The following is a 15140-nucleotide window of genomic DNA, read 5'->3' as shown; positions in this document are numbered from 1 at the left end:
CACATTGTGAGTTGAGTGATGTCTGCGAACAATCCCCCTTACGGCCAGGATCCTGACCGGACAACGGCGTACAACTGGAACCAGGGGCAGCCGTACCCGCCGCAGCAGCCCTACGGCCAGCAGCCCTCACACGGGCAGCAGGGGTCTTATGGCCAGCAGGCGTCCTACGGCGAGCAGCAGCAGCCGTACGGGCAGCAGCCGGCGTACGGACAGCAGCAGCCCACCTACGGGGCCCCGTACGGACAGCAGAGCCAGCCGAACTACCAGCAGCAGCAACCACAGCAGGGCGGTTGGCAGCAGGAGCAGTTGCAGCAGGGCGGCTGGGAACAGCAGCAGCAGGGCGGCTGGGAACAGCAGCAGCAGGGTGGCTGGAATCAGCAGCAGGGCCACTACGCGCAGGCCGGTTGGCAGCAGCAGGGTCCCGACGGCTTCGGCCCTGCCCAGCCCGCCAAGAAGGGCCGCAAAACGTGGATCATCGCGGCCGCGGCGGCGCTCGCCGTGATCCTGCTGGGCGGCGGCGCGGTGATGGCCATGAACGCCATCGGCGGCGGCGGCACGCAGCCGAACGAGGTCCTGCCCGCCAACTCCATCGCCTACGCCCGCCTCGACCTCGACCCCGCCGCGAACCAGAAGCTGGCGCTGTTCCAGCTGGCCAGGAAGTTCACCGTCACCAAGGACTCCTTCTCCGGCGAGGACCCGCGCAAGGCGCTGTTCGACACGATCAACAAGGACTCCGACACCAAGGTCGACTTCGCCAAGGACGTCGACCCGTGGCTGGGCAGCAGGGTCGGCTTCGCCGCCGTCCCCTCCGGCAAGGAGGAGCCCGACTTCGCCGTCGCCGTCCAGGTCAAGGACCAGGAGCAGGCCAAGGCCGGCATCGCGAAGCTGATGGACGGCGAGAAGTACGGCATCGCCTTCCGCGAGGACTACGCCATCCTCACCCCCACGCAGGCGCTGGCCGACAAGTACGCGCAGGCCGAGGGCAGCCTGGCCGACAACGCCGAGTTCAACGAGGACATGGGCGCGGTCGGCGAGCAGGGCGTGCTGTCGTTCTGGGCTGACATGGGCGGCCTCATGCAGCTGGCCAAGGCCGAGATCCCGGCCGACCAGCAGGCGGCTCTCGACCAGGTCAAGGACGCCAGGTTCGCCGGCGCCCTGCGCTTCGACAGCGCCTACGTCGAGCTCGCCGGCACGGTGAGGGGCTTCAAGGGCGGGCCGCAGGGCGACCTCCCCACGACCAACCTGGGCACCCTGCCCGCCACCACCGCGGGCGCCCTGTCGATCTCCGGCCTGGACCAGACCGTCACCAAGCAGTGGGCCCAGATCGAGAAGCAGGCCTCGGCGGCCGGGGCCGCGGAGGTCAAGCAGCTGTTCGAGCAGGCCAAGACCCAGTTCGGTCTGGAGCTCCCCGCTGACCTGAGCACGATCCTCGGCAAGAACTTCACGATCGCGCTGGACAGCCAGGGCCTGGACAGCAACCAGATCAAGGGCGGCGTGCGTATCGCCACCGACCCGGCCAAGGCCCAGGCCATCCTCGACAAGGTGCAGCAGGCGCTGACCCAGAGCGGCCAGCCGGCTCCGCAGATCGCCAAGGTCGCCGGTGACGGCGTCTTCACGGTGGCGACCACGGACGAGTACGCCAAGGCGCTGGCCGGGGAGGGCACGCTGGGCGAGTCGGAGACGTTCCAGACGGCGATCCCGAACGCCGACGAGGCCTCGTTCGCGCTCTTCGTGGACCTGGACAAGGTGGAGAAGCTCTACCTCAAGTCCATGGAGGGTGACGAGAAGGCGAACATGCAGGTGCTGCGGGCCGTCGGGATGAGCGGCACGCAGACCGAGACCGAGGGCACGTTCTCGCTGCGGCTCCTGTTCAACTGACACCGAACGCGACAGAAAAGGGCGGCCGGTTCATTCGATGAACCGGCCGCCCTTTCGCGTGAAGACGACGGCCCTTTCACGTGAGGACGACGGCCCGCCCCGGACGATGGGGTGGGGTCAGGCCCAGAGCTGGCCTTCGAGGCGCTCTTCCGCCTCCTCCAAGGTACCCTCGTAGGCGCCCGTGGACAGGTATTTCCAGCCGCCGTCGGCCACCACGAACACGATGTCGGCCCGCTCCCCCGCCTTGACCGCCTTCCTGGCCACACCCAGCGCCGCGTGCAGCGCGGCCCCGGTCGAGACGCCGGCGAAGATGCCCTCCGCAGCCAGCAGCTCGCGGGTGCGCCGCAGCGCGTCCGCCGAGCCGACCGAGAAGCGGGTGGTCAGCACGGACTCGTCGTAGAGCTCGGGGATGAAGCCCTCGTCGACGTTGCGCAGGCCGTAGACGAGCTCGCCGTAACGCGGCTCGGCGGCCACGATCTGCACGCCCGGCACCCGCTCGCGCAGGAACCGCCCCACCCCCATCAGCGTCCCCGTCGTGCCGAGCCCGGCCACGAAGTGGGTGACGGTGGGCAGGTCCTCCAGGATCTCGGGGCCGGTGGTCTCGTAGTGGGAGCGCCAGTTGGCCGGGTTGCCGTACTGGTAGAGCATCACCCACGAGGGGTTCTGCGCCGCCAGCTCCTTGGCCACGCGCACGGCCTCGTTGGAGCCGCCGGCCGCGGGAGAGGAGATGATCTCCGCGCCCCACATGCGCAGCAGCTGCCGCCGCTCCTCGGAGGTGTTCTCCGGCATGACGCAGATGAGTTTGTAGCCCTTGAGCTTGGCCGACATCGCCAGCGAGATGCCGGTGTTGCCGCTGGTGGGCTCCAGGATCGTGCAGCCGGGCGTGAGCAGGCCGTCCTTCTCGGCCTGCTCGACCATCCAGAGCGCGGGCCTGTCCTTGATGGAGCCGGTCGGGTTGCGGTCTTCGAGCTTGGCCCACACCCGTACGTCGGCGGACGGCGACAGCCTCGGCAGGCCGACGAGAGGCGTGCGGCCCACCGAGTCGATCAGCGATTCGAAGCGCATGTCACCCGCCGGCGACGGCAGGGAGCACGGTCACCGTGTCGCCGTCGGACACCGGGGTGCCGAGTCCGCCGAGGAAGCGCACGTCCTCGTCGTTGAGATAGACGTTGACGAAACGGCGCAGGCCACCCGCGTCGTCGACCAGGCGGTCCTTGATGCCCGGGTGGCGGGACTCCAGATTGGTGATCAGCTCGTCGAGGGTGGCGCCCTCGGCGTTCACGGCCTTGGCGCCGTCGGTGTAGTTGCGCAGAATGGTCGGAATGCGAACCTCGATGGCCATCGCGGTCAGTCTCCTCAGGTCAGGTCGTCGTCCCATCGGCATGCAACGCCGACGGCTGGAGGGGGATTCCAGGCGTGGGGCCTTCCAATAAGAAACCTGCTCTTCGAACTGCCGCCCTGCTGTCGTACCCGATCAGGGCCGTAGCGGCAGGGGACGCAGGTTTCTCATCGGACAGTCGTAGACGACGACAGCCGGAGTGTGGGCGAAGAGGAAGCTCTGCACCGGCCGGACCATCATGGGAGAAACCTTACCTCTTCCTCCGTGACGACTCCGTCGAGGATCCGGTAGGAGCGGAACTCGACCTTGTCCTCCTCCCTGGTGGAGACCAGGACGTAGTGCGCGTTGGGCTCGGAGGCGTAGGAGATGTCGGTGCGCGACGGGTACGCCTCGGTGGCGGTGTGGGAGTGGTAGATCACGACGGGCTCCTCGTCGCGGTCGTCCATCTCGCGCCAGACGCGCAGCTGCTCCATGGAGTCGAAGCGGTAGAAGGTGGGCGAGCGCTCGGCGTTGTCCATCGGGATGAACCGCTCGGGCACGCCGTTCTTGCCCGCGATCACGCCGCACGCCTCATCGGGGTGGTCGGCGCGGGCATGGGCGACGATCTTGTCAGCCAGTTCCTGCGAGATCGAGAGCATGCCCGGAAATTACCAGAGCGCCCGGACCAGGCTGTCCTGGAGGTAGGTCAGCCAGTCGTAGGTGACGTATGCCGGATATCGGGGGTCGTCCTCGGACATCATGGCGATCTCGTCGTGGACCTCCTCGGTCACCTCGAGCTTGGTGCCGAGCGTGAGTCGCACGTCGTTGAGCGCGCGCAGCCAGGCCTGGGCCTGCTCGGGCGTGAGCTCGGTGTGTCCTGACTTGGCGGTGTCGAAGACGGTCTGCGCGTCGGCCCGTTTGCCGTCGCGCAGCGTGGCCTCGGTGTAGCGGCGGAACTCCGCCGCCTCTTTGTCGTCTTCGTACGCCGACGGGAACAGGCGCGCCAGCACCGGGTCGGACGGCGTCCGGCTCGCCCCGATGCCCAGCGCGCGCTCGAGCGGATCGTCGCTGGTCTCCCCCGGCGACACCAGGCTGAGCATCATCGACACGAGCGAGCGCAGCAGCGAGACCTCCGCGGCCTCGAACCGCGCTATGACTCCGCCGCCCTTGCCCGGCGAGAACCCCGAACTCACACGCACCTCTTCACGTGGCCTACTTGACCGAATCCGGCTGGAGCGTCGCCCACAGGCCGTAGGAGTGGAGAATCTGCACATCGCGTTCCATCTCTTCGCGTGTGCCGCTGGACACGACGGCCTTGCCTTTGTGGTGTACGTCCAGCATGAGCTTCTCGGCCTTCTCCCTGGTGTAGCCGAAGACCGTTTGGAAAACGTAGGTGACGTAGGACATGAGGTTGACCGGGTCGTTCCAGACGATGGTTACCCATGGCAGATCGGGCCGGACGTCCGATGACGGACGCTCGACGGCGATTGGAGCGGTGGTACCCACATCCATGAGTCTGCCCTATGTGGGCCGTAGTCTTCGAGTCGTGACAATGACCATGAGCACTGCGTTGCTCACAGATCACTATGAGCTGACGATGCTGCAGGCGGCGCTGCGAAGCGGCGCGGCGCACAGGCGCACGGTCTTCGAGGTGTTCGCCAGGCACTTGCCGGGCGGCCGCCGGTATGGGGTCGTCGCGGGGGTCGGACGTGTCCTCGACGAGCTCGAACGCTTTCGCTTCGGTGACGAGGAACTCACCTATCTGCGCGAGCACCAGGTCGTTGACGAGGCCACTCTGGCGTTTCTGGCCGACTACCGGTTTTCCGGGAGCATCTACGGCTACCGCGAGGGCGAGGTCTATTTCCCCGGCTCCCCCATCCTCGTCGTCGAGGGTACGTTCGCCGAGAGCGTGATCCTGGAGACCCTGACGCTGTCGATCCTCAACCACGACTGCGCGATCGCCTCCGCCGCCTCCCGCATGACCAACGCGGCGGGCAAGCGCCCGATCATCGAGATGGGCTCGCGCCGGACGCACGAGGGGGCGGCGGTGGCCGCGGCGCGGGCCGCGTACATCGCCGGGTTCGCCTCGACCTCCAACCTCATGGCCGGGCGCGCGTACGGCATCCCCACGGCCGGCACGGCGGCCCACGCCTTCACGTTGCTGCACGACTCGGAGCGGGCGGCGTTCGAGGCGCAGATCGCCTCGCTGGGGCCCGACACCACGCTGCTGGTGGACACGTACGACGTGCCGGCGGCGGTCCGCACGGCGGTGGAGCTGGCCGGGCCCAAGCTAGGCGCGGTCCGCATCGACTCCGGCGACCTTGCCGCGGCCGCCCAGGAGGTGCGTGAGCAGCTCGACGCGCTCGGCGCGTTCAACACCCGCATCCTGGTCACCTCCGACCTGGACGAGTACGCCATCGCCGCGCTGGCCGCCGCCCCCGTGGACGGCTACGGCGTGGGCACCTCGCTGGTGACCGGGTCGGGGGTGCCGACGGCGGCGCTGGTGTACAAGCTGGTGGCGCGGGAGACGGGCACCGGGAAGCTCGAGGCCGTGGCCAAGCGCTCGGTGGGCAAGCCGTCGCGCGGCGGCCGCAAGAACGCCTACCGGTTGCTCGACGACTCCGGCCACGTCGAGACCGAGCTGATCACCACCGGCGGCCTGGTCCCGGAGGGCGGCATCCCCCTGCTGCACGAGCTGGTGCGCGAGGGCGAGATCGTCGGCCGTGAGCCTCTGTCCGCCGCCCGCGAACGCCACGCCCGCACCGTCGCCTCCCTCCCGCTGGAGGCCCTCCACCTGGGCAGGGGATACGCCGCCGTCCCCACGGAATTCGCCTGAACGACCACCCCTCCACCTCCACAGGCGGCTGCGCGACGATCCCTCCGGAACCCGCCCGGCCCACCACTCCTCCCCGAAGAACCTCCACCCGAGCAGCCGGCCGCGCGGCGATCCCCGCGGGAACCCGCCCAGCCGCCCCCACCCATCCGGAACCTCACCCGGGCAGACGGGCAGACGGGCGCGCGCCGATCCCCGCGGGGACTCGTCCGGCCGCCCCACCACCCCCCAAGGACCCCCGCCCAGGGTCACGGGGACTCGTCCGATGCCCTGACGTACAGTGCTGAGTATGGGCACCGCGCTGATCATCGTCGATGTGCAGAACGACTTCTGCGAGGGTGGCAGCCTCCCCGTGGCCGGCGGCTCCACGGTGGCGGCGGCGATCACCCGCCACGTGGCGGATCACGGCTACGACCACGTGGTGGCCACCCGCGACTACCACATCTCCCCCGGCAGCCACTTCTCGGAGACCCCTGACTACGTCTCCACCTGGCCGTCCCACTGCGTCGCCGGCACGCCGGGGGCCGACTTCCACCCGTCGTTGGACGTGTCCGCGGTGGAGGAGGTCTTCAGCAAGGGCTCCTACACGGCGGCGTACAGCGGCTTCGAGGGCACGTCGGGCGACGAGGTCTCGCTGGCCGAGTGGCTGAACGAGCGCGGGGTGCGCGAGGTGGACGTGGTGGGCATCGCCACGGACTACTGCGTGCGCGCCACGGCGCTGGACGCGGTCAAGCACGGGTTCGCGGTGCGGGTGCTGCTCGACCTGACGGCGGGGGTGGCCTCGACCACGATGGAGGCGGCGCTGGCCGAGCTGAAGGACGCCGGCGTCACCTTGCGCGGGGCGCCCGTCGTGGGCCGACCACGACCACGGGGCGTACGCGGTGCGCAACGCTGAGGTGATGTGATATTCAAGAGGGCGACCCCTCTCCGGAGTCGTAGTAATACGGAGAGTGACCAGTCCTCGTCGCGGGAGGTTCTCCATGCCGGCCATCTCCTTGGGTGTGGCCTGGCTGCTCCTCGCCCCACTCAGCCTGTGGCTCCTCATCAAGGGCAACACCGCCGAGCGGATCGCCGCGATCGCGACCCTGCTCCTGCTGGAGGGCGGCACGATCGCGATGGATCACATCCGTCGGCCTCCCGTCCAGGGCACGTCCGTCGTGTCCCACGACGCGTCACCGCCGCGGGCCTGCGACGAGCGCTATCCGGTTCTCCGGTCGGCGAGAGCCGGCACAGCGCTGGTGCTGACGTGGGCCGCCGCTCGCCGCGAGTGCGAGACGGCCGAGGTCAGCCTCCGCACCAAGGGGAAGCGGCTGTTGGTCTGGCTGCGTACGGGCCAGGGCTCCGGGGATCTCACACTGCCCATAAGCGTCAAGGGAGACACCGCCGCGGTCACCGTCCCCTTGCCGGGGAAAGCGGGCCGCATCCCGGTGGACGGCAGCAGCGGCCGCCGCATCCCGCGCCCAGGTCACTGAGCAGGCCGCCCGAGGGCTAAGGCGGGGCGACCGCCAGCCGCAACGCGTCGTCGACCCTGGCGAAGACCTCGAACGCATGACGCAGCCCGGTGATCGACAACACCCTGGCCATGACGCCCTGCACCCCTCCGAGCAACAGCCTGGTCCCCCGGGCCTCGCACCGCTGCATGACGCTGATGAGCTCGTTCATCCCCATCGAGTCGCAGAACGTCACCTCACCGAGGTCCACGATCAGGAACGGCTTCGGGGGGAGCTCCCAGATGTGCTGCATGTGCTCGCGCAGCACGGGCACCGCGTTGACGTCGAGCTCGCCCCCGAGCCTGATGATGATGGCGTTGCGAGAGAGGCCCGGAGTGACACTGAGCGTCGACTTCCTGTTGGCCTCAGCTGACATGGGCGGAGTCCTTCTGCACACCTCAAAACGAGCCAAGGAGGTTGTTGCCGCTCCCCCTGAGCTTCTAACAGAAGGCCACTGCTCTGTGTCCAAATGCATAGGTCCCGGACGAGCCGGCGCGCGCAGCGCTGAGGAGGCCACGCTCGCACCAGCCCACGGATCGCCGCCATCGTCGCCGTGATCCCGAGCGCGAGAACGAAGAGCGTCAGGCCCCCAGTGCCGGTGGAACCGGTTGATGCCATCGAGAGCCCGAAGGTGAGTGCCGTCATCCAATTTGCCTTTCTCCCGATACCCACCGATTAATGAAATTATCCGATCAGGCGGCGAGGACGGACAAGCAAAGGCTCCGGATTCACATTAAGACCACTTCTTCGGGCGCCCGTCAGCGGCATTCACCAGAAACTCCTCGAAGTTAAGTTCCGAACAAATTCCAGGGCGGCGGTTCCGAACACCCGGGCGTCGGCTTCACCTGAGGTTCAGGCCTTCGGCTGAACCTTGTCCGGCTGTCCCTCCCGGCCTCTTCCTGCTCCGCTTCGAACAGCTCCTGCGAGCAATGAACGCCTCGCTCCTCGACTTCAGTACTTCGGCGATGTTTACTGAAGCCTTGAAGTAGGGGTGGGGCACGGTTACCGAAAGTCCGCGGAAAGCCATCGGCCTTCAGGCCGTGGATGAATGCGGTCCCCGATAGGGGATGGCCCGGCGAAGCCGCAACAGCCCGGAGCGCGAAGCGCGCACCTGGGATCTCAGCGAATCAATGGCGGCACGGCCGGAGAGGCGCTAAAGCGGGAATCGATCGAACGGGCGTGCGATAATCAAGCCGTCGAGTGAGATCGACATGGCACTACAGGCGGCCGGGCCGGTCGTCTCAGGGCGTGGAGACTTCGGGATTGCCCGGTCTGTGAAGCGCCAAGCACCGGGGCCGCGCAAGCGGCTCCGGAATCCTCACCTCTTTTAGGGCGAGGAGCAGGTCAACTGCTCGTCGCTTGGCAGCGAGACGTGCCGGTCGGAGACGTCTACGTCTGGCTGGCGCCGGCCGAGGAGCCCGAGCTACGCGCGCACCTGCCCGGTGTCCGTCCCGTTGCTCACCCATCTGGAGGTCGTCCCCCGGCGCCGCAACATGGGGATCGGCAGCGAGCTCCTGGACGTGGTCCGGCAACGGCTCAGCGCGGCCGGGCACCGGCAGGTGGCGCTCGGCGTGGGCCTGGACAATGACGACGCCCAGCGGCTGTACAAGCGACATGGCTACGTCGAGTGGCCTCATGGCATGGTGAAGACGACCGCGGTCATCTATCTCTCGGACGGCCGACGCCAGTTTCTCCCGGAATTGTGCCGGATCATGGTCAAGCCGCTCGACGGGGACGACTCCGCGCATGGTTAGAGGTTCTGTCTTGGCCGATCCGGGCGGAGACCTGAAGGACAGGTGACGCCGTGCGCTCCGCCCCAATGCGTTCGACCGCTCACCCCGGAGAACGCATGCCTGCTCGCCGAGGCTCAGGGGGCTGCCGGAAACCGGCGTCCCCCGTACGAGCAGGCGTTTCAGCGGCGCTGGGTGGCCCAGCGGCGGATCATGTCGATGCGCTCCTGGATCTGCTCGGCCGTGGCCTGGGCGATCGGCGGGCCGCCGCAGACGCGGCGCAGCTCCGAATGGATGACCCCGTGAGGTTGCCCCGTGCGGTGGTTCCAGGCGCCTACCAGGCCGTTGAGCTCGCGTCGCAGCTCCGCGATCTGCTCGTGCGGCGCCAGCGTCTCACGTGGCTGCTCGGTCGCCGCCTGCTTGCGCCGGGCGGCCTGCTGGTCGGACTGCCGCTTGCGCAGCAGCGTCGCCACCTGGTCGGGCTCCAGCAGCCCGGGCAGGCCGATGAAGTCTTCCTCCTCGGCGGAGCCGACCTCGGCGCCGGTGCCGAACTCGCCGCCGTCGAACAGCACCCGGTCGAACGTGGCCGAGGTCTCCATCGTCTCGAACGGCAGCTCGTCACCGAGGACGTCGGGGTTGTCCTTCTTGCGGTTGGCCTGCTCCAGGAGGCTGTCGTCGAGGCCGTCCTCCGGTGGCCGCTTGTTGAGCACGTGGTCGCGCTCCACCTCCATCTCGTTGGCCAGGCCCATGAGCGTGGGCACCGAGGGGAGGAAGACGGAGGCGGTCTCGCCGCGCTTGCGGGCGCGGACGAAGCGGCCCACCGCCTGGGCGAAGAAGAGCGGCGTCGAGGTCGAGGTGGCGTAGACGCCCACGCACAGGCGGGGGATGTCGACGCCCTCGGAGACCATGCGGACGGCGACCAGCCAGCGGTCCTCCGAGGCGGCGAACTGCTTGATCTTCTTCGACGCGCCGGGGTCGTCGGAGAGCACCACGGTGGCGCCCTCGCCGGTGATGTTGCGCAGGTGACGGACGTAGGCGCGGGCGGTCTCGTGGTCGGTCGCGATGACCAGGCCGCCCGCGTCGGGAACGCCCCGGCGCACCTCGGTGAGGCGGCGGTCGGCGGCCTGCATGACCTGGCGGATCCAGTCGCCCTTGGGGTCGAGCGCGGCCCGCCAGGCCTGCGAGAGCTGATCTTTGGTGAGCGGAGTGCCGAGCGTCGCGGCGAGCTCGTCACCGGCGCGCGTGCGCCACTTCATCTCCCCGGAGTAGGCGAGGAAGATCACCGGTCGGACGACCCCGTCGTCGAGGGCCGGGCCGTAGCCGTAGGAGTAGTCGGCAACGCTGCGCTTGAAGCCCTCGGCGTCCTCCTCGTAGGCGACGAACGGGATCGGGTTGTCGTCGGACCTGAAAGGTGTGCCGGTGAGCTGGAGGCGGCGCGTGGCCGGCTCGAACGCCTCGCGCACGCCGTCGCCCCACGACTTGGCGTCGCCCGCGTGGTGGATCTCGTCGAAGATGATCAGCGTCTTGCGCGCCTCGGTGCGCGCCCTGTGCAGCGCGGGGTGCATGGCGACCTGCGCGTACGTCACCGCGACCCCGGTGTAGTCGCGGGACGTCGTGCCCTGGCTGTTCTTGAACTCGGGGTCGATGCCGATGCCGACCCGCCCCGCGGCGTCGGCCCACTGGCGCTTGAGGTGCTCGGTCGGGGTCACGATGGTGATCGCTCTGATCACCCCGCGGGCGAGCAACTCGCTGGCGATGCGCAGGGCGTAGGTCGTCTTGCCCGCGCCCGGCGTCGCCACCGTGAGGAAGTCACGTGGCTCGCGCCTGAAGTAGAGGTCGAAGGCCTCCTGCTGCCAGGCGCGCAGCTTGGGGGCGGTGCCCCACGCGGCCCGGTCTGGATAGGAAGGCGAAAGATGGGACGCGGCGAAGGTGCTCACCGCATCACCCCTGGGGTTCGTGTGCTTCGCTCTCTCACAGTGACCCAAGAGTAGACGGGCCCACCGACAAGACGTGCCGTGAGCCGTGGATTCTGGCCAAGGTTCTCCTCACGTGTTAGGGGGCCGGCGGACAAGAAACCTGCTCGTCAGACTGCCGCCCTATTGTCCGTTCCTGGTCAAGACCGTAGCGGCAGTCCACTTAGCAGGTTTCTCATCCGTATCTGATCCCCGCCATGAGGGCGTCGAGGGCCTGCCGGCGTGCAGCTTCCTCCGGTTGGAGCAGCCCGACGAGGAGTACGGCCCGCTGCCCGCGAGTGATCAGCGTCACTCTCAGGAAGGCGGGCCGGTTGACCACGTCCTGATATTCGGCCCGCAGCGCCCGCGTGTGGCCCTGGGGGATCTCCTTGTCCTCGACGACGCTCACCCGGTCCCCCTTGAGCAGGAGCCTGGAGTACAGCTCGGCCGCGTCGGCCGTGGCCTTCTCGGCGTCCTTCACGGGTCCGGGGACCGGCCTGGCCATGATCAGGCCTCCGGCCCCGTCCCTGACCACCGACGTGAAGCCCGTCACCGGTGGCACCGACCCCACGCGCCATCCCTGCGGCAACGCCGCCGACACCCCGGCGAGGCCGTCGGCCAGCCGGCCCGTCTCGGCCTGTGGCGCGGTGATCTGTAAGACGACGGCGGTCGCGCCCGCCACCAGCCCCATGCCGGCCAGGAGGGCCACCAGCACGCCCGCCCACCGCCGCCATACACGCCGTCCGGGGCGTCGGCGCGCTCCGGGGTCCATCGGGGTGCCGTAGAGCCGGGCGGACGGCGGGAGGGTGTCCCAGGGCGGCGAGGACAACGGCCCGGACGACGACGGCCTGGAGGACGGCTCAGAGGAACGCCCATCGGGGTCCAGCGTGCGGCCCGTGCTCGGTGCCGGGCCGCGGACCTGAGGCCACATCGGACCGCCGCTCTCGGACGGCCACTCCGGGTCCTGTTCGGGTGGCCACTCCGGGTCCCGTTCCGGTGGCCACCCTGGGTCCCGCCGGGGCGGCCACCCCAAGTCCCGTTGCCGCGCCCACTCCCGATCTCGCCGGGGCGGCCATCCCGCGTCTTGCTGCGGCGGCCACTCCGCATCCCGTTGCGCTGGCCACTCCGCGTCCTCCTGTGGCGGCCGTTCCGGGGCGCCCCTGGGCGGCCATTCCGGGTCGCGCTCGGCCTCGGGAGCCTGCTCGCGCCGGGGATCGGGGCCGGTTTCCAGGTCCCGGGCCGGATCGCGGCTCAGGTCGCGTTCGGCGGTCCTGCGGATCCGGGGGTTCCACGGCTCGTCCAGGTCTTCGGTCTCCCCCGGATCCAGGTCCAGTGGGTGAGGCCGCCGACGGCTCGCGCGGTCCCGCCGCCCCCGTGGCGGCTCCTCCTCAGGGCCCTCCGGGGCTCGGCCCCACGCGGGCTCCGTGTCCTCTGGAGGAGTACGGCGATGCCCGGCCCCCGGCAGAGGCGGCCAGACACGGTGATCACCCTCCATGACACCTCCTCGCCCGCTGTCCTATCACTCCTCGCCACGCGGTTCCGGCGATCCGTGATCGCTGTGACAGGAGGGACGGAATTCAGCGGATTCGGCCGGCGAGCGCGGTGCCGCCCAGCCCGATGACCGCCATGAGGAGGCAGATGACGACGAAGCCGGTGGCGATCTGGGCGGAGGAGTGCCCGATGAGGTTGATCAGCGCCCCGCCGACTCCGACCGCCAGCGCGGACCCGAGCATGTCCGTCACCGACAGCGCGGCCGAGTTCGCGCCCTGCTCGTTCACCGGCGACTGCTTGAGCGCCGTGACGCTGATGGTGGCCATCCCCAGCCCCATCCCGAACCCGGCCACGATCCACGCGGGCACGGCCACCCACCCCGTCACCCAGGGAAGCACCGGGAGCACCGCGAGCAGCACCCCCGCGGTGACGCCCGCCGCGGCGAGCCTGATCCTCCGGTACGGCGCCGCGTCCCGCCGGCTCTGCAGGTACGACCCCGCCGACCAGCCCAGCGCCCCGGTCGTGAGCGCGATGCCTGCCTGTGCCGCCTCGAACCCCTTCACCTCCTGCAGCGCCAGCGGGATGAAGGAGTTCACCCCGAAGAAGGAGGCCGTGAAGAATCCGCGCATCAGCACGGTCGTGGGCAGCCCGCGGACGAACCGCAGCGCGCCCGGAGGCAGCAGCCGGTGCAGCCCGTAGACAAGGAGGCCCAGCCCGGCCGCCGTCTCGACGGCGCCGATCAGCGGGGCGAGGTGCAGCCGGTCCACGCCGTGCAGCAGCACTCCGGCCCCGCCGGCCGCGGCGGCCGCGGCCAGCGTCATCGCCAGCGGCCTCGACCGCGGGCCGTCCGGGGGCGCCTCGTCGGAGGTGGCGGGCTTGCGCAGCGCGGGGATGAGCATGACCAGCGCGGGAACGACCAGCGGGATGATCCCGTAGAAGACGTACCGCCAGCCCCATTGCCCCGCCACGAACCCCGCGACGGCAGGGCCGACCATGGAGGGCACCACCCAGGCGGCGGAGATCGCCGCGAACGCCTTGGGCCGCATCTCGGCCGGGTAGACCCTGGCGATCATCACGAGCAGCGCCACGAACGAGGCACCGGCGCCCAGCCCCTGCACGGCCCTCGCCATGAGGAACATCTCCGCCGACTGCGCCGCACCCGCCAGCCCCATGCCGGCCACGAACAGCGCCAGTCCCACCAGGAACGGCACCGCGTACCCGCGCCGGTCCGACCAGAGTCCCGCCACCACGTTCGCGAACAGGCTGGAGACGAGGAAGGCGGAGAAGCTCAGCCCGTAGAGGTCGAACGCGTTCAGCTCGCGGGCGAGGTCGGGCATGACCACTCCGACCGACATGCCCTCGAAGGCCACCAGTGTGACAACGAGGAGGATGCCCAGGGTGGCGGTGCGATAGGCGGGATCGAGGATCCGGTGAGGTACGTGGGGAGCGTCGAGTGCCTTTGGTCCTGTCACCCACACATCGTAATTTGTCGCACTGGCTAAAGATCTGGTGTGCTCCGGTAGGCCGCCCACATCTCGTGCATGCGCACCGCCTGCCCCTGCGTGAACTCCGACATGCACCGATCGGGGGCGTAGTCCATGAAGTTGCGTGCAGGGTCCTGCCCCGGCTGCGCGCAGGTGTCCTTCTGCACCGGGCACTGCTCGGTCGGCTTGGCCTCCGCCGGTGTGTCGTGGATGCCGTCGCCGGGCTCCGCGCAGCCGTTCTCGAACGTGTGGAACAGGCCGAGCCAGTGCCCGATCTCGTGCACGCCGGTGAAGCCCCTGTTGTAGTCGGTCATCGCGCCGCCGGGCAGACTGCGCCAGTCGATCACGACGCCGTCGAGCCTGGGGGCGTCGGCGTACCAGTAGGGGTAGCTGGCGAAGCCCAGCATCAGCTCGCTGAGCTGGGCGATGTAGAGGTTGAGCGTGCCGGCCCCGCCCTGGTGCAGCGCCGTCTTCATGGCGTGCTCGTGGCCGACGGGGTCGGCGAACCAGGCGGCGTTCTCCTTGACCGAGATGCCGTCGAGCCGGAAGCGCACGCCGGTGTCCACGCCGCCGAAGGCGCCGCCGTACGCGGAGTTGAGCACGGCGATCTGGCTCCTGATCGCCTCGTCGGAGACCTTGCGACCGCCTCGCGTGATGACGTGCACGCGGGTGGGCACGGTGATCGTGGTGGGCGGCGTGACCCCGGCCAGCCGACGGCCGAGCTCGGCCATGACCTTGGCGACGTCTTCAGGCTTGGGCGAGCGCGGCCCCGGCGTGCTCCGGCGAAGGGCTGCGGCGCAGGTGGCGGCCCGGGCGGCATCGAGCTGGAGCGGCGGTGCGATCCCCACCGTGAGCAGGCATGCCAACGAGACGGCGGTCGCGCGCCGGGCCATACGGTCCCCCCATGACGGTATGAGCTGGTCTGGGTACTGACCGTAGCCCTACCTGGGGGAATTACCGCTCA

15 protein-coding genes are annotated in these 15140 nt (G+C 69.6%); 5 read left to right on the top strand and 10 right to left on the bottom strand.

The window, feature by feature from the left end:
• Positions 1-18 precede the first annotated feature (18 nt).
• The gene (locus ID574_RS21340; protein ID WP_188190687.1) at positions 19-1878 is read left to right on the top strand and encodes a DUF3352 domain-containing protein; all 1860 of its coding nucleotides are present in this window, start codon (positions 19-21) and stop codon (positions 1876-1878) included.
• Between the two features lie 117 nt (positions 1879-1995).
• Here ID574_RS21340 and ID574_RS21335 read toward each other — a convergent pair whose 3' ends face one another.
• From ID574_RS21335 to clpS, 5 genes are all read right to left on the bottom strand, one after another.
• Complete coding sequence (locus ID574_RS21335; RefSeq protein ID WP_188190686.1) at positions 1996-2943, bottom strand: PLP-dependent cysteine synthase family protein; 948 nt, start codon at positions 2941-2943, stop codon at positions 1996-1998.
• 1 nt (position 2944) lies between these two features.
• Complete coding sequence (locus ID574_RS21330; RefSeq protein ID WP_188190685.1) at positions 2945-3220, bottom strand: MoaD/ThiS family protein; 276 nt, start codon at positions 3218-3220, stop codon at positions 2945-2947.
• A gap of 233 nt (positions 3221-3453) precedes the next feature.
• Entirely contained in the window at positions 3454-3855 is a 402-nt protein-coding gene (locus tag ID574_RS21325) for a M67 family metallopeptidase (protein WP_188190684.1), read from the bottom strand.
• A 9-nt stretch (positions 3856-3864) separates the two neighbouring features.
• Positions 3865-4389 carry a DUF2017 domain-containing protein gene (locus ID574_RS21320; RefSeq protein WP_188190683.1) on the bottom strand — a complete coding sequence of 175 codons (525 nt, stop codon included), beginning with the start codon at positions 4387-4389 and terminating at the stop codon, positions 3865-3867.
• A gap of 19 nt (positions 4390-4408) precedes the next feature.
• A complete protein-coding gene (gene clpS, locus ID574_RS21315) occupies positions 4409-4702 on the bottom strand; it encodes an ATP-dependent Clp protease adapter ClpS (RefSeq protein WP_026215058.1) in 294 nt (97 codons plus the stop codon).
• Between the two features lie 46 nt (positions 4703-4748).
• Between clpS and ID574_RS21310 the strand changes: the two genes are divergently transcribed.
• The 3 genes from ID574_RS21310 (at position 4749) to ID574_RS21300 (ending at position 7501) form a co-directional block, all read left to right on the top strand.
• The gene (locus ID574_RS21310) at positions 4749-6032 is read left to right on the top strand and encodes a nicotinate phosphoribosyltransferase (RefSeq protein WP_442939315.1); all 1284 of its coding nucleotides are present in this window, start codon (positions 4749-4751) and stop codon (positions 6030-6032) included.
• Between the two features lie 286 nt (positions 6033-6318).
• A complete protein-coding gene (locus tag ID574_RS21305) occupies positions 6319-6924 on the top strand; it encodes a nicotinamidase (RefSeq protein WP_188190681.1) in 606 nt (201 codons plus the stop codon).
• An 85-nt stretch (positions 6925-7009) separates the two neighbouring features.
• Positions 7010-7501, top strand: coding sequence for a hypothetical protein (locus ID574_RS21300; RefSeq protein WP_188190680.1), 492 nt, complete (start codon positions 7010-7012; stop codon positions 7499-7501).
• A gap of 16 nt (positions 7502-7517) precedes the next feature.
• Here the strand turns inward: ID574_RS21300 and ID574_RS21295 are convergent, their stop codons facing one another.
• Positions 7518-7895 (bottom strand): STAS domain-containing protein, encoded by a 378-nt coding sequence (locus ID574_RS21295; protein WP_188190679.1) that lies wholly within the window; start codon positions 7893-7895, stop codon positions 7518-7520.
• A 1066-nt stretch (positions 7896-8961) separates the two neighbouring features.
• Here ID574_RS21295 and ID574_RS21290 point away from each other — a divergent pair.
• Positions 8962-9273: a GNAT family N-acetyltransferase gene (locus tag ID574_RS21290; RefSeq protein WP_188190678.1), complete on the top strand. Its 312-nt coding sequence runs from the start codon at positions 8962-8964 to the stop codon at positions 9271-9273.
• Positions 9274-9431: 158 nt separating this feature from the next.
• Here the strand turns inward: ID574_RS21290 and ID574_RS21285 are convergent, their stop codons facing one another.
• From ID574_RS21285 to ID574_RS21270, 4 genes are all read right to left on the bottom strand, one after another.
• Complete coding sequence (locus tag ID574_RS21285; protein WP_188190677.1) at positions 9432-11186, bottom strand: DEAD/DEAH box helicase; 1755 nt, start codon at positions 11184-11186, stop codon at positions 9432-9434.
• Between the two features lie 211 nt (positions 11187-11397).
• Positions 11398-11916 carry a hypothetical protein gene (locus tag ID574_RS21280; protein ID WP_188190676.1) on the bottom strand — a complete coding sequence of 173 codons (519 nt, stop codon included), beginning with the start codon at positions 11914-11916 and terminating at the stop codon, positions 11398-11400.
• An 862-nt stretch (positions 11917-12778) separates the two neighbouring features.
• Entirely contained in the window at positions 12779-14164 is a 1386-nt protein-coding gene (locus ID574_RS21275) for an MFS transporter (RefSeq protein ID WP_223166922.1), read from the bottom strand.
• 26 nt (positions 14165-14190) lie between these two features.
• The gene (locus tag ID574_RS21270; RefSeq protein ID WP_188190674.1) at positions 14191-15069 is read right to left on the bottom strand and encodes a zinc metalloprotease; all 879 of its coding nucleotides are present in this window, start codon (positions 15067-15069) and stop codon (positions 14191-14193) included.
• Between the last annotated feature and the right edge of the window lie 71 nt (positions 15070-15140).

It is taken from the genome of Nonomuraea sp. SYSU D8015 (assembly GCF_008065375.1).
Lineage (GTDB): Bacteria > Actinomycetota > Actinomycetes > Streptosporangiales > Streptosporangiaceae > Nonomuraea.
This window is presented reverse-complemented; position numbering and strand designations above follow the sequence as displayed.

What these genes read in the sequence shown, in the direction of transcription:
- ID574_RS21340 (WP_188190687.1), top strand. Translation starts at nt 19, where the DNA reads ATGTCTGCGAACAATCCCCCTTACGGCCAGGATCCTGACCGGACAACG.
- ID574_RS21335 (WP_188190686.1), bottom strand. Translation starts at nt 2,943, where the DNA reads ATGCGCTTCGAATCGCTGATCGACTCGGTGGGCCGCACGCCTCTCGTC.
- ID574_RS21330 (WP_188190685.1), bottom strand. Translation starts at nt 3,220, where the DNA reads ATGGCCATCGAGGTTCGCATTCCGACCATTCTGCGCAACTACACCGAC.
- ID574_RS21325 (WP_188190684.1), bottom strand. Translation starts at nt 3,855, where the DNA reads ATGCTCTCGATCTCGCAGGAACTGGCTGACAAGATCGTCGCCCATGCC.
- ID574_RS21310 (WP_442939315.1), top strand. Translation starts at nt 4,749, where the DNA reads ATGACCATGAGCACTGCGTTGCTCACAGATCACTATGAGCTGACGATG.
- ID574_RS21305 (WP_188190681.1), top strand. Translation starts at nt 6,319, where the DNA reads ATGGGCACCGCGCTGATCATCGTCGATGTGCAGAACGACTTCTGCGAG.
- ID574_RS21300 (WP_188190680.1), top strand. Translation starts at nt 7,010, where the DNA reads ATGCCGGCCATCTCCTTGGGTGTGGCCTGGCTGCTCCTCGCCCCACTC.
- ID574_RS21295 (WP_188190679.1), bottom strand. Translation starts at nt 7,895, where the DNA reads ATGTCAGCTGAGGCCAACAGGAAGTCGACGCTCAGTGTCACTCCGGGC.
- ID574_RS21270 (WP_188190674.1), bottom strand. Translation starts at nt 15,069, where the DNA reads ATGGCCCGGCGCGCGACCGCCGTCTCGTTGGCATGCCTGCTCACGGTG.